Source organism: Novosphingobium sp. 1529, assembly GCF_040544855.1.
GTDB classification, from domain to species: domain Bacteria; phylum Pseudomonadota; class Alphaproteobacteria; order Sphingomonadales; family Sphingomonadaceae; genus Novosphingobium; species Novosphingobium capsulatum.
Window position 1 is genome coordinate 12,848 of the sequence record NZ_JBEPKW010000007.1, and the last position, 13,918, is coordinate 26,765.

Consider the following 13,918-nt stretch of genomic DNA (forward strand, 5'->3'; position numbering starts at 1 on the left):
CGATGACCGTGATGACCAAGGTTGCCGACGCGCAAACCTATCTGGACGAAACGCCCCAGCCGGCGCCGTCCGCCGCCGCCAAGGCGCCAGGCAATTCCCGCCGCGCCCGCCTCTTTGCCGGGCTGGCCGGCGCGGTGGCGATCGCCGCCGTCGGCGCCTGGGGATACGAGCATTTCGTGGCGGCCCGCCACGTGGTGACCGACAATGCCTATGTCGGTGCGAACCTGGCGCAAGTGACGCCGCAGATCGGTGCGCCGGTGGCACAAGTGCTGGTGGACGATACCCAGACGGTGAAGCGCGGCGACGTGCTGGTACGGCTCGATGATACCGATGCGCGCATTGCCGTGGCCCAGGCCGAGGCGCAACTGGCGCAGACCGAGCGCAAGGTGCGCGGCTTGATGGCCACCGGCAGCGGGCTGACCGCGATGATCGCCAGCCGCGCGGCGGACCAGGCCCGCGCCGATGCACAGCTCGCCTCGGCCCAGGCAGACCTTGAAAAGGCGCGGATCGATCTCGATCGGCGCCAGGCGCTGGTCGCCTCCGGCTCGGTCTCGGGCGAGGAACTGACCAGCGCGCGCAGCGCCTATGCCAGCGCGCTGGCCAACGTGAAATCGGCCCAGGCCACCCGTGCGCAGGCTGCCGCCAACCGGATGAGTGCAACGGGGGATCGCGATGCCAACCGCGCGCTGATCGTCGATACCACGGTGGACTCCAATCCCGAAGTGCTGGCCGCCCGCGCCACGCTGGACCAGGCCCGCGTCAATCTGGACCGCACGGTGATCCGCGCACCGGTCGATGGCGTGGTGTCCAAGCGCCAGGTGCAGGTGGGGCAGCGCGTCCAGGCCGGGCAGACGCTGATGACCATCGCGCCGTTGCAGGCCGCCTATGTCGATGCCAATTTCAAGGAAGTGCAACTGGCCCACGTGCGCCCCGGCCAGCCGGTGACGCTGACATCCGATCTCTATGGCGATGACGTGACCTTTACCGGCCACGTCGTGGGCTTTGCCGGGGGCACCGGGTCAGCCTTTGCCGTGGTGCCGGCGCAGAATGCCACGGGCAACTGGATCAAGGTGGTGCAGCGCCTGCCGGTGCGCATCGCGCTCGATCCCGCGCAACTGGCCCGCCATCCCTTGCAGGTAGGCCTTTCGATGACCGCCGATATCGCCGTGAAGAACTGAACGTTCGGCGCCCTTTTCTGGAAAGGCTTTGGCCATGTCCACATCCGTTGCAACGGCGGGCGGCGCGTTGACCGCGCGCGAGCCGGCGGGGCCCCTCACCGGAGGCAAGCTGCTGCTGGCAGCGCTTGCCATCGGCCTGGCCAATTTCCTGGTCGTGCTCGATACCAGCATCGCCAACGTTTCCGTCTCGACCATTTCGGGCGCGCTGGGCGTATCGTCCACGCAAGGCACCTGGGTGATCACGTCCTATGCCGTGGCCGAGGCGATCACCGTGCCGCTGACCGGATGGCTGGCCAATCGCTTTGGCGTGCAGCGCGTGTTCCTCACCTGCTACCTGGCCTTTGCGGCGCTGTCGGTGTTCTGCGGCCTGTCGGGCTCGCTGGGCATGCTGGTGCTCGGGCGCGTGCTGCTGGGCTTCGTCGGTGGGCCGATCATGCCGCTCTCGCAGCTTTTGCTGCTGCGCGTGTTTCCGCCGGAAAAGGCCACGCTGGGTACGGTGCTGTGGGCCATGACCACGCTGGTCGGCCCCATCGCCGGGCCGATCCTGGGCGGCATCATTTGCGACAACATGACGTGGAACGACATCTTCTTCCTGCCGGCGGCCGTTGCCCTGCTGGGTGGATCGCTGGCGTGGCTCGTGCTCAAGGGCCAGCCTGACCCGCGCGCACCGGCCACGATCGACAAGGTGGGCTTTGCCCTGCTGGTGATCTGGGTCTCCGCGTTCCAGATCATGCTCGACGAAGGACGCAACCTCGACTGGTTCGCGGCGGCGGAAATCCGCTGGCTGGCGGTGATCGCCGCCATTGGCTTTGCCGCGTTTCTGATCTGGGAAACCACCGAGGAAAATCCGGTGGTCGACCTGCGGGTGTTCCGCCATCGCGGCTTTGCCGCCGCCGCGCTCACCTTTGCCGTGGGGTTTGGTGCATTCTTTGCCAGCATCGTGGTCATCCCGCTGTGGTTGCAGCAGAACATGGGATACACCGCCACCTGGTCGGGCATCTCCACCGGGTTCATGGGCGTGCTCGCCATCATCTGCTCACCGCTGGTGGGCGGCGCCGTCAACCGCTTTGACCCGCGCATGATCGTGTCGGTCGGGCTGCTGGGACTGGGCGCGATCAGCGCCTGGCGCATGGGCTTCAACCAGGACGTTACGTTCTGGCAAATGGCCCTGCCCACACTGCTCACCGGGCCGTTCATGGTCATGCTGTTCATTCCCGTGACCGGCATCGCCATGGCCAGCGTGGAGCCCCGCGAACAGGCGAGCGCGGCCGGTCTGTCGAACTTCATGCGGACCATGGGCGGGGCCATCGGCACCTCGCTGGTGCAGACGAGCTGGACCAACAGCGCCCGGTTCAACCAGACCGAACTCGCCGGGGCCATGGCCAACGGGCAGCAGGCCATCGACAATTTCGTCTCGAGCGGCTTTTCGCAGAACGGTGCCACCAGCTCGCTGGCCAGCATCGTGGAAGGGCAGAGCGTGATGCTGGCCACGCTCGATGTGTTCGGCGCCGTCGCCCTGTGTTTCGGCGTTGCGGCACTGCTGATCTGGCTGGCGCCCAAGCCGCAAGGCCCGATCGATACCAGCGGCGGGCATTAGGCGAGAGCTCAACATCCGTTTCGATCCCTAGGCGGCCAGCACTGTCAGCCGCGCACCGTGGAAGCAGATCACCATGGGCCTGGCCGACCCGTCGACCGCCACGCAACTCAGTCCCGGCTTGCTTGACCGGGCCATCAAGGCCGCGACGCCAGAAGTCGCCAGGCTGCTCACCACTTTCGAACCGGGGTTCCGATGTAGGGCGAAATCGCCGCAGCCGTGGTAATCGACCCATCGATCGTGACCGAGCATGAACAGCTATACTTCGATTACAACTCGATGACGTCGATTGCCGGTAAGATTGGCTGTGCATCCGAGACACTGCGCCGCTGACAAGGCTCGGCTCCGGCTGCTGGAACGCGAGGTGAAGGAACTGCGCAGTGCCAACGATATCCTGCGCTAGGCGTCGGCGTGTTTTGCGATGGCAGAGCTTGCCTTATGAGATCGTCCGGCTCCTGAGGCAGAGGGGAATGCGAACATATTCGGCCTGGGTGCCGTCGATCTCTTTGCCGAGGATCCAGCCTGCACTGGTACAGTGCGAATACATGCCAGTGCGGCCATATTTGCAATTACCGCATGATGAGATGCACGAGATCAGGAGCCGGTCGCCAGCGTTGAAAACGCCAACCGCCGCACCGATCGCTTCGATCGTGCCGATGTCCTCGTGCCCAGGATGCGACCTGGCGCACAGGCGGCTACGTCGCCTTTCAGGAAATGCAGGTTGGTGCCGCAAATCGTCGTCTAGACCGTCTTGACGATTGCATCGCCAGGATCCCGAATGGCGGGCATGGGGCGATCCTCAAGGCTCTTCTTGCCGATGCCACCGTAGACAAATGCCTTCATGGCTCCGCATGCTACCGATACCAAGCGCCACTAAAACGATGCGCGACGTGGTTTTTCAGTCGAATGCCTGCGACTGTATCAGCACTCGGGAGCTGGGCCGGGCGCTTTCGCGGCGGCAGCATCGGAAAATACTCAAACCGGTGATGATTGCCCTTTACGCTGAAACGTCGAATACCGATAAAACCTGCCGCAGGAAAATGGCGGTAGAAATTTTGAGAATTCTTTCAATTGACAGGCTTGGGCCCATGGCATTCTACGTTCGGATCCCCATATGGAGTCCACCGCGCTTTCGATGCCTTCGAGCATGAGCACGGCTGAGAGATGGTTCGTGCTCCCGCTCATTGGTGGAGACGAACGATGTCCGCTATTTCCAGCACCTTTATCGCCCAAACCGGGGGTGACCTTCTTGGCACTGCCACACCGATCGAGGCGTTCGCGGCCCACGTCCAGGCGATGGAGCGAACCTTGGCTGACGATTTTGCCAGTGGCCGCATCGGCAAACGCTACAACACCTATGCACATCGCTCGCGCATGGTGCGCCAGGAAAAAGCCAGGCTCGAGGCCATGAGGCAATCCATCCGGATCGCGCCAGTTTTCTAAATTTTTCTGCTGCCCCCGACGATCATGCCGGCCGCAACAAGCACAAGGGACTCCAAGATGGAACTCTCATCCACTTTCTGCCGGGACCAGGAAACCATACAGCGCGATCGCGCCGCCAATGCGACGCTGCAAAACGTCCGCATCATTGCCGGGCAGGCGGCAGAAGCCTGGCGGGGGGTGGCTTTCACTGCCGAAAGGCGCGAGGCCGCACGCGCCAAGTCGCGCGCCCTTGCCAGCATTGTTGCCTTGCCAAATGCGTCACGATCGAACGAAACCGACCAAATGCTCAGCGAAAACCCCGATCGCGGCATGGCATGCGCCTGACTGAGCTGGGCCGATCGGGATTCCCGCGTAGGCATCGCGCGTAATTCTCAAATCGCACGCGATGCTCTAGCGACCAGCATGGGGCCGCGTCGGCACGGCTTGTTCGATGGCCTGCTCTAGCTCGTCCATATTGAACGGCTTGCGCACGATGATGGCTTGGCCCACGCTTTGCGCGATCGCCAGGGTATCGCCCGTTACATAGACATGGGGCACCAGGCCCTGGGCGGCCTGGATGCGGCGCATGGCGGCCACCCCACTGCCGCCATGCAGATTGCCGTCAACGATCATCAGGTCGGGCCGGCAAAGTCCGGCCGCCTTGACCGTTTCATCTTCACTATGGGCGATGGCGCAGACGTCGTGCCCCAGCGCGATCAGCAGTTCCTCGAGATACATCGCGATCAGGGCTTCATCTTCGGCCAGCACGATCCGCAATCGCTGCGTCATGTCACGTCCTCACCTGCCCCACCCTCGTTGACCCAGGCCGCAATGGCCGCACGCTGGCGCGCCGGGCGACGGCGGGCGGCAGGCGTCGGCACCGGCCCTGGCGCAGGCCTTGTCAGGGCCGGTGCAGCGCCGGTTTGCAGGGTGGGCAAGCGTGGCAGGGTCGGCATGACTGTGCTCTCCACACCGCGTGGTCGAGTGGGCGGCGCATTGCTGGGCAAATGGGCCGCCACCGCAGTGGCTATCAACGCAGGCCTTAAGCGCGCCCGCGCACCTCCGGCAGGATCGGAAACTACCCAGCGAGACGGGCATCACGCATCAAGTCATTATCAATGCCGGGTTTACATTGCGCCATGGTACAAGATGCGAACAAGGGGGCGACAATGACACGACCTGCGCGCGGCAATACCCCTTTACGGCCAGGCCGCCACTTGCCCGGCGCAGACCAGGTTATGAATGCACTGAGCGCAGGGATGCCGATCATCGCCATCGGCGCATCGGCCGGCGGGCTCGATGCGGTATCACGGCTGCTCGATGCGTTGCCGGCAAACAGCGGGGCTGCGTTCCTGCTGGTGCAGCATCTTGATCCCAGCCACAAAAGCCTGCTCGCCGATCTCCTGTCCGACCACACCACGATGCCGGTGACAGAGGCGCGCGAAGGCGAGACGCTTGGCGCCGATCATGTCTATGTCATTCCGCCGGGCCGCTATCTTTCCCTGCACGCTGGCGCCTTGCGCCTTTCTGCGGTCGAGGTGCACCATGGCGCACGCCTGCCGTTCGATTTCCTGCTCAAGTCCCTGGCCGCCAGCCACGGGACCCAAACGGTTGCCGTGATCCTGTCGGGCCACGGTGCCGACGGCAGCAGGGGTCTCGCCGCGCTGAAGGCAGCCGGGGGCAGGGCCGTGGCCCAGGATCCTGCCGAGGCGGAATATCCGGGCATGCCCCAAGGCGCGATCGCGACAGGCCTGGTCGATCATGTCGTGCCACTGGCCGGAATGCCGGCGATCCTGGCGCAACTCACCGGAACGGCGCAGCCAAGCTTACGGACCACGCCGGAACCGGCAAGCGCCGACCCGGCGGCGATCCTGGCCTATCTGAAAACGCAGACCGGGCACGATTTCGCGCATTACAAGCCGGGCACGATGGCGCGGCGCATTGCCCGCCGCATGGGATTGCTCGCCTTGCCGTCGGGCGATCTTGCAGCCTATCTTGCCTTCCTCACGGCGAATGCAGCCGAATGCGATCTGCTGGTCGGAGACCTGCTGATCAACGTGACCAGCTTCTTTCGTGATCCCCAGGTTTTTGAAGCCCTTGAGGCGATCGTGATCCCCGAACTTCTCCAGCGCCTGGCGCCGGGCAGCCCGCTGCGGGTGTGGGTGGCAGGGTGCAGCACCGGCGAAGAGGCCTATTCCATCGCCATGGCCTGTAGCGATGCCATCGCCGCCGCCGGGCGCACGATCACGTTGCAGATCTTCGCGTCCGATCTCGATCCCGCTGCCGTCGCCTTTGCCCGCGAAGGGCTCTATGCCCCCGACATCGCCACGACCATGCCGGCCGAGCGACTGGCCCGCTATTTCGTTCATGAAGACGCCGGTTATCGGGTGGCGCCGAACCTGCGCGCGCCGGTGGTCTTTTCGGTGCAGGATGTGCTGGCCGATCCACCGTTCTCGCGCATCGACCTGATCGCATGCCGCAACCTGCTGATCTACCTCAATGTTGCGGCGCAGGCCAAAGTAATCGCGCTGTTCCATTTCGCCTTGCGCGAAGAGGGCGTGCTGCTGCTGGGCATATCGGAAACAATCGCTTGCGCCGAAGGGCGGTTCGAACCGGTGACAAGGGCGGAATGCTGTTTTCGCCATGTTGGCAAAAGCAGGCCGGGCAAAGCCGGCTTTCCATTCAGTGTGAGCGCGCGCTTGCCGCTGCCGCCACCCGGCGGCCCTTCGCCCACGCCCCGCCAGGTCAGCCTGGCCGATCTGTCCCGGCGCGCGGTGCTGGCCAGCTATGCGCCAGCGGCAGTTCTGGTCAACCGCAACCATGAGTGCCTGTTCACCCTGGGGCCGATCCATCGCTATCTGCGCCTGCCGACAGGCTATGCCACGCACGACCTGCTCGCCATGGCAGCGCCCGCGATAAGCGGCAAACTGCGGTTGGCCATCGCCCGCGCCAGCCAGGCAGAGCCCAGGATCGATGGCGGCCGGGCCTGCGTCTCGATCGACGGGGCCGCGGTGTGGTTCCGCATCGACGTGCAATACCTTTCCGAAACCGGCGAAGACCTGCTGCTGGTCTGCTTTGTTGAGGAACCGGCGGTGGCGAGGGCGGCATCGTCTGCGCTGCGCCCGGCCGATATCACGCGCATTGCCGAACTGGAGCAGGAACTGGTGGGGGCGCAGGCGGACCTGCACACCGCCCTGCACGAGCGGGCCTTGGCCGACCAGAAGCAGAAGGCGATCAACGAGGAAGCGCTTTCGGTCAACGAGGAAATCCAGTCCACCAACGAGGAGTTGCTGACTTCGAAGGAGGAACTCCAGTCCCTCAACGAGGAATTGACCGCGCTCAACAGCCAGCTTCAGGAAACACTGGACCGGCAGCGCCTGGCGTCCGCCGATCTTCAGAACGTGCTCAACAGCACCAACGTGGGCACCATGTTCCTGGATGCCGGGCTGAAAATCCGGTTCTTCACGCCCGCGATCAGCCCGCTGTTCAATGTCATCGCCAGCGATATCGGCCGCCCGCTGGGCGACCTGCGGCCGCTGGCCCAAGATCCGGAACTGCTGGGCGATGCGGCGCGGGTTCTGGACGCCGAGACGGTGATCGAACGCGAAGTGATCACCCACGACGATGTCTGGTATTTGCGCCGCATCTTTCCCTACCGCGCGCACGACGGCAGCATCGAAGGGGTGGTGATCACCTTTGCCGATATTACCGAGCGCAAGCACATCACGAGCGCGCTGGAAGCTGCCAAGCTGGAAGCCGACCGCGCCAATGCCGCCAAATCGCGCTTTCTGGCCGCCGCCAGCCACGATCTGCGCCAACCCATGCAGGCACTGACCTTGCTCAAAGATCTGTTGACCAGGGCCACGCCAACCGAACGCGGAGCCGCGCTGCTGGTACGCTTCGACCAGACCCTGCGCGCGCTGTCGGGTATGCTCGATGTGCTGCTCAACATCAACCAGATCGAAGCGGGCGTCATTCATCCCAAACGCGCCGTCTTTCCCGTTGCCGACATGTTCGACCGATTGCGCAACGAGACGACGTCCCTCGCCCAGGCGCGCAGCCTGACGCTGACGATCCTGCCTTGCTCGGCCATGGTGGAAAGCGATCCGCAATTGCTGGAACAGATGGTTCGCAATCTGTTGGGTAACGCGATCAAATACACCCATCGTGGCAAGATCATGCTGGGCTGCCGACGGCGTAGCGGGCAGTTGCGCATTGAGGTGTGGGACACCGGGATCGGGATCGAACCAGACCAGTTGCACGCCATCTTCGAAGAGTTTCACCAGGTCGACAATCCCGCGCGCATGCGCAGCCAGGGATTGGGCCTAGGACTGGCCATCGTTCAGCGCCTCGGTGCCTTGCTCGGCCATGATATCGACGTAAAATCGCGGCCGAAAAAAGGCTCGGTCTTTGCCATCACCGTGCCGCGTGCCCCCGCCGAAGCGCTGGCCGTGGCTGGATCGGCCCTGCCACCTTCCCCCCCTCTCGCGCTGGCGCTGCCCGATGCGGCTGATCACCCGCGCGCGCAAGTGATGATCGTGGAGGACGATGCGGAATTGCGCGACCTGCTCGTCGAAATGCTGCGCGCCGACGGCTTTCTGGTGACGAGTGCAGCCAATGCGGTCGAAGCACTCGACCTGATCGTGGCGGCTGCGGTGCGGCCCGAAGTGGTCCTGACCGATTACAACCTGCCCGATGGCGGCAACGGCGTGGATCTGGTCTCTGCGCTGCGGGCCCGGCTGGGCGAAGACCTGCCGGCCATCGTGCTGACCGGCGACATATCGGCCAAGGCCATGGCCGAGATCGGCAAGATTGCCTGCCAGCACTTGCGCAAGCCGGTCGATGCCACGCAGTTGGTCCAGCGCATCGCCAGTCTTTGTGCCCAACCGGCAGCTGCGGCCCCAGCCATAGCAAGCCAGGAAATGGCGTTGTCGGGCATGACTTATGTGGTGGATGACGATGCCCAGGTGCGGACCGCGATCCGTGAACTGTTGGCCGGTCATGGCCTGGCCGTGCAGGATTTCGGCAGTGCAGAGGCGTTTCTGGCAGCGTACCAGCCCGGCGGCACCGGATGTCTGCTGGTCGATGCCCATCTTCCCGGAATGAGCGGGGTCGCACTGCTCGCGCACTTGCGGGCTAGCGGAGACCACTATCCGGTGATCTTCCTGACCGGTGACGGCGATGTGGGCCTAGCGGTGAAAGCGATGCGCGCCGGCGCCTGCGAGTTCATCGAAAAGCCTGTCGGCCAGGCCGACCTGCTGGCCAGCATCGCCCGCGCCACCGACCAGTCGCACGACAGCCGCATGATCGATGCGGCCCATGCCCAAGCCCTCGCCCGCATCGCCAACCTTACGGCACGACAGAAGCTGGTCATGGACATGGTCCTGGCCGGCCACCCGAGCAAGAATATCGCGTCGGACCTGGGCATCAGCCAGCGCACGGTGGAAAACCACCGTGCCGAAGTCATGCTGCGCATGGGCGCGAAATCCATCCCCGAATTGGCGCGAATGGTACTGGTCGCCCACGCCGCCTAGGGCCTGTGGGTATATTCCGAGGCTGTGCTCCTTCTGAAACCGCGCCTAGGCATTTGCTCGATGCCTGCCATCAGGCGTGCCGAAATCTTTTCGGTGAAGTGCTGGCGCCCAACGGCAAGTGATGCCTTTGGGATAAGCCCGTGCGGTCATGGCCAAAGGCCGATCCGACAGGTGGGCATCTTCAGGAGAATACACCAATGACGCCCTTTTCCCGGACATGCGTGACCAGCGCTGTGGCTTTGGCCACAATCGGCACGCTGGCGGCCCCGGCCGCCCAGGCACGCACCGCTGCGCAGATCACCGCGCAGGGCCGGCAAACGCTGGCACAACTCGAACACAGCGAGCCTCGGGCGCGGCGCCTTGCCGCCCAGGCCCAAGGCATTCTGGTGTTTCCCGCAATCTACAAGGCCGGACTGCTGATCGGCGGGGAAAGCGGCAATGGCGTGCTGTTCGTCAAGGGCCGGCCGACGCGGTTTTACAACCTGTCCGGGGGCACCTGGGGTTTGCAGGCCGGCGCCCAGAAATTCAGCTATGTCCTGCTGTTCATGAACGAAACCGCATTGCACTATCTATACAAGAGCCACGGATGGGCCGTGGGCACTGGGCCTAGCGTGGTCGTGGTCGACAAGGGCGGCAGCGCGGAAGCAAGCAGCACGACCTTGGCCCATGACGTCTATGCCTTTCCATTCAATGGCAAGGGCTTGATGGCCGATCTTACCCTTCAGGGTACGAAGATCAGCCCGATCCACCCACGCTGATCGCTGCCATTTGCACGATCGTTCCGCGGTTGCCGCAAGGCGCCGCCTGCATCCTTGTCCGAAGATCGGAAACGTCATGAAAACGCTCATCATCGCAACGGCGCTGGCAACCAGCGCGCTTGCCACAACCGCCCATGCCCAAGATACCGGCCCTTACCTGACCGTGGAAGGCGGCGTGGTCAAACAGGAACGCGCCAACGTTCAGGGGCCAGCAGGGTACGAGCATACCGACCGCTTCAAGGCCGGCTGGGAAGCGGGCGGCGCGCTCGGTTATGATTTCGGGCATTTCCGCCTGGAGGCGGAAGGCTTCTACAACCGATCCACGCTGCGCGAACAGGACCGACCGACAGGCACCCCCCTGCCCAACGGCACTTATGGCAGCGGCGATGGCCTGAACGGACACACCACGACAGTCGCGGTCATGGGCAATGCGCTGATCGGCCTTGGCCACTGGGGTGGGATCAAGGCCTATGCCGGCGGCGGCGTGGGCTATGCCCGCACGCGCCTGTATGAAACGCTGCCGAGCGCCGGCTATATCGACGATCATGATCGCGGCTTTGCTTGGCAGGCGCTGGCGGGGCTGACCGTGCCGCTGGGGCGCAACGTCGATCTGGGCGTCCGATACCGCTATTTCCGCCCGGACGGCGCCGATCATTTCACCCACTCAGACGGGACCGACCGAAAGGCATCCTTGCGCTCGCACGCACTGCTCGCCACATTGACCTTCAATCTGGGCGGGCGTGCTCCCGCAGCCGAGGCGCCGGCCGCCATGCCGCCACCACCACCGCTGCCGGCCCCGCCGCCGCCGCCGCCTCCCCCGCCACCCGTGGCACCCCCCTGCAACCACGGCCCGTTCATTGTCTTCTTCGATTGGTCAAAGGCCGATATCTCCACCGAAGCGGCCAGCATTCTCGACAATGCCGTCCACGCCTATGGCAATTGCGGCGGCGTGGCGATCACGCTGGCCGGCTATACCGACAGTTCCGGAACGGCGCACTTCAACCTGGGGCTTTCCGAGCGCCGAGCCCAAGCGATCCGTCACTATCTCTCCAGCCACGCCATTGCCGATAGCCTGATCACCAGCCACGCCTATGGCGAAGCCGATCAGCGGGTGCCCACGGCAGACGGGGTGCGCGAATTGCAGAACCGCCGGGTCGAAATCAACTATGGGCCTGGCGCAGGCTACTGATCCTGTCCGCCTCGTCATGCGATCGGGGTCAAACCCGATCGCATGCCTTTTCGGCCTTCCACCCTCCCTTCTTTTCCATCAGCGAGGCACCATGCTCATCCGCGCCGGCTACGATATCGCCTTCCGTTGCGAACAGCCCGTTCCCATGCTCGCCAATCTGAGCGTCCACGCATCGCGCAACAAGGACTTGCGGAGCATGCAACGCATCTTCACCACGCCCGAAGTGCCGCTGTATGACTATGCCGATGGCTTCGGCAACATCTGTACCCGGCTGACCCTGCCGGCAGGCGGCGCGACATTGTCATGCGGCTTTGTCATCGAGGATGGCTTTGCGCCCGATGCTGTCGATTCCGACGCGCAGCAGGCCGCGCTGGTCGATTTGCCCGACGACGTGCTGCTCTATCTGCGCGGCAGCCGCTATTGCGAAACCGATCGGCTGCTCGAAGCGGCTTGGCGCCTGTTCGGCCATTGCCGCCAGGGATGGCCACTGGCCCAGGCGATCGTCGATCACGTCCACGGCACCATCCGCTTCGACTATGCCGCCGCGCGTTCCACCAAGACCGCCTGGGAAGTGTTTCATGAAGGCAACGGCGTCTGCCGCGATTACGCGCATCTCGCCATTGCCCTATGCCGCTGCATGAATATCCCCGCGCGCTACTGTACAGGGTATCTCGGAGACATGGACCTGGCCGAACCAGGCGGGCCGATGGACTTTTCGGCATGGTTCGAGGCATGGCTGGGCGGGCGCTGGTATGTGTTCGATGCCCGTCACAATTACCCTCGGCGCGGGCGTGTGCTCATGGCCCGTGGTCGCGACGCCGCAGATGCAGCACTGACCACCACGTTCGGCCCTGTCGAGCTGACCCGGTTCGAAGTCTACACCGACAAGGACCTGCTTTCCTGACGGGCAACCAAACCTTCTAGAGCACGATCGACTTTGACTGCGTCAAAGCTGGCGCTCTACCCTTTTGGTTTGACGCGTTTTCCGAGTCGGCCGGTGATTCCACCTGCCTTGAAATGCTCTAGCGCACCAGGCCCGTGGCGCGCAGCGTGCCTTCGACGAACCGTGACAGGTGGTGGAACAGCCCGACCAAGAATGGGGGATGCGGGCCATGGCCCTCCCGCTTCGCCATGGCTGCCTCCGTGCCAGCACCGGCCAGCCCCCAGAACCGGCAGATATGGCGGGTGGAGGAAATCGCCACTTCCAGCATGAAAGGGCCGGCTTCGCCGCAGCCATGCGTTCCCTGGGTTGCCAGCGGCGTACCATGGCCCATTCCCGTGATCGCGTAGGCCTCCATAACCACCCGCCCGTCACTGTCACGCCAGCGCCAACAAGGATAGCCATCGACCGCCTCTACGGTGCCACTCGTCAGATCCACACTGTGCAGGGGTGCCCATTGCGCCATGATCGCGTCGGCGTTGGACGGGTTCACCGTGGCATCGGCGCTGCCCTGCCAAACGGAAACGATCGGCCAGGGTCCGGGATGGCCAGAAGCTTCGTGCACCATGGCCGACAAGGTGCGGTCATCGGGTCCACCATAGCCGCGCATGCGCATCATGGCCTGCTGCAGGGTGTTCGCGCAGCCGAACGGCAAACCGGCGATGATCGCGCCGCCAGCAAACACATCAGGATAGGATGCCAGCATCGCACACGCCATGGCCCCGCCCGCGGAAAGACCGGTGATATAGATGCGCGCCGAGTCGAGAGCGTGGTGCGCCAACATGGCCACGATCATCTGCCGGATCGACAGGGCTTCGCCCGCATCGCGGCGGCTGTCATCGGGACGGAACCAATTGAAGCAGAGATTGCCATTGTTGATCCGGCGCTGCTCTGGAAGCAGCACGGCAAAGCCCAGTTCGTCACCCATCTGCGACCAGGCGGCGCCGCGATCATAGGCCTGGGCTGTCTGCTTGCAGCCGTGCAGCACAACCACCAGCGGCATGCGGTGCCCGCGCTGCGGCACATAAAAGCGTCCGCCAAGATTGCCCGGATTGCTGCCGAACTCCCGAAGCTCCGAAAGGCACCTCTCCGGCTGCCGGTGCCCCAGCGCGTGCAGCACGGCCTTCCCCAGCGCGACAAACGGCTGCTGATACCAACCGTTCAAAATACACCGTTCAACGCACAGGGGGCCCGACACAGCAGACGCCCACCCGCAAACCTGGCTATCGCCGCATCGGCGGAGGCAATCATGGGCTTTCCTCCGGTAATAGCGCCACAACGCAGCAGCAGCACAAAAACGCTC

Annotated in this window: 12 protein-coding genes; 8 read left to right on the forward strand and 4 right to left on the reverse strand. The window is 64.3% G+C overall.

Annotated features, from left to right (window positions below; all coding sequences use genetic code 11):
• The first annotated feature begins 11 nt into the window (after positions 1 to 11).
• Both ABIC78_RS14125 and ABIC78_RS14130 read left to right on the forward strand, forming a co-directional pair.
• The gene (locus ABIC78_RS14125) at positions 12 to 1,178 is read left to right on the forward strand and encodes an HlyD family secretion protein (RefSeq protein WP_171797426.1); all 1,167 of its coding nucleotides are present in this window, start codon (positions 12 to 14) and stop codon (positions 1,176 to 1,178) included.
• A gap of 34 nt (positions 1,179 to 1,212) precedes the next feature.
• The gene (locus ABIC78_RS14130; protein WP_354490370.1) at positions 1,213 to 2,775 is read left to right on the forward strand and encodes a DHA2 family efflux MFS transporter permease subunit; all 1,563 of its coding nucleotides are present in this window, start codon (positions 1,213 to 1,215) and stop codon (positions 2,773 to 2,775) included.
• 433 nt (positions 2,776 to 3,208) lie between these two features.
• Here ABIC78_RS14130 and ABIC78_RS14135 read toward each other — a convergent pair whose 3' ends face one another.
• Entirely contained in the window at positions 3,209 to 3,505 is a 297-nt protein-coding gene (locus ABIC78_RS14135) for an alcohol dehydrogenase catalytic domain-containing protein (protein WP_354490372.1), read from the reverse strand.
• Positions 3,506 to 3,972: 467 nt separating this feature from the next.
• On the opposite strand from ABIC78_RS14135, the gene ABIC78_RS14140 reads away from it, so the two are divergent.
• Both ABIC78_RS14140 and ABIC78_RS14145 read left to right on the forward strand, forming a co-directional pair.
• Entirely contained in the window at positions 3,973 to 4,215 is a 243-nt protein-coding gene (locus ABIC78_RS14140; protein ID WP_169050150.1) for a hypothetical protein, read from the forward strand.
• A gap of 24 nt (positions 4,216 to 4,239) precedes the next feature.
• Positions 4,240 to 4,539, forward strand: a complete 300-nt coding sequence (locus tag ABIC78_RS14145) for a hypothetical protein (RefSeq protein WP_171797393.1) — start codon at positions 4,240 to 4,242, stop codon at positions 4,537 to 4,539.
• A 66-nt stretch (positions 4,540 to 4,605) separates the two neighbouring features.
• Here the strand turns inward: ABIC78_RS14145 and ABIC78_RS14150 are convergent, their stop codons facing one another.
• Positions 4,606 to 4,983 carry a response regulator gene (locus ABIC78_RS14150; RefSeq protein WP_169050200.1) on the reverse strand — a complete coding sequence of 126 codons (378 nt, stop codon included), beginning with the start codon at positions 4,981 to 4,983 and terminating at the stop codon, positions 4,606 to 4,608.
• Positions 4,980 to 5,150: a hypothetical protein gene (locus tag ABIC78_RS14155; protein ID WP_171797394.1), complete on the reverse strand. Its 171-nt coding sequence runs from the start codon at positions 5,148 to 5,150 to the stop codon at positions 4,980 to 4,982. Before ABIC78_RS14155 ends, ABIC78_RS14150 begins: the two co-directional genes overlap by 4 nt.
• 303 nt (positions 5,151 to 5,453) lie before the next feature.
• Between ABIC78_RS14155 and ABIC78_RS14160 the strand changes: the two genes are divergently transcribed.
• The 4 genes from ABIC78_RS14160 to ABIC78_RS14175 all read left to right on the forward strand — a co-directional run bounded on the left by ABIC78_RS14160 (position 5,454) and on the right by ABIC78_RS14175 (position 12,579).
• A complete protein-coding gene (locus ABIC78_RS14160; RefSeq protein ID WP_354490375.1) occupies positions 5,454 to 9,728 on the forward strand; it encodes a chemotaxis protein CheB in 4,275 nt (1,424 codons plus the stop codon).
• A gap of 197 nt (positions 9,729 to 9,925) precedes the next feature.
• Positions 9,926 to 10,486, forward strand: coding sequence for a lipid-binding SYLF domain-containing protein (locus tag ABIC78_RS14165; RefSeq protein WP_354490377.1), 561 nt, complete (start codon positions 9,926 to 9,928; stop codon positions 10,484 to 10,486).
• Between the two features lie 76 nt (positions 10,487 to 10,562).
• Positions 10,563 to 11,675, forward strand: coding sequence for an OmpA family protein (locus tag ABIC78_RS14170; protein ID WP_354490379.1), 1,113 nt, complete (start codon positions 10,563 to 10,565; stop codon positions 11,673 to 11,675).
• Between the two features lie 91 nt (positions 11,676 to 11,766).
• Positions 11,767 to 12,579 carry a transglutaminase-like domain-containing protein gene (locus tag ABIC78_RS14175; protein ID WP_169050197.1) on the forward strand — a complete coding sequence of 271 codons (813 nt, stop codon included), beginning with the start codon at positions 11,767 to 11,769 and terminating at the stop codon, positions 12,577 to 12,579.
• Positions 12,580 to 12,697: 118 nt separating this feature from the next.
• Here ABIC78_RS14175 and ABIC78_RS14180 read toward each other — a convergent pair whose 3' ends face one another.
• Positions 12,698 to 13,735: an extracellular catalytic domain type 1 short-chain-length polyhydroxyalkanoate depolymerase gene (locus ABIC78_RS14180; RefSeq protein WP_502915681.1), complete on the reverse strand. Its 1,038-nt coding sequence runs from the start codon at positions 13,733 to 13,735 to the stop codon at positions 12,698 to 12,700.
• Positions 13,736 to 13,918: the final 183 nt, after the last annotated feature.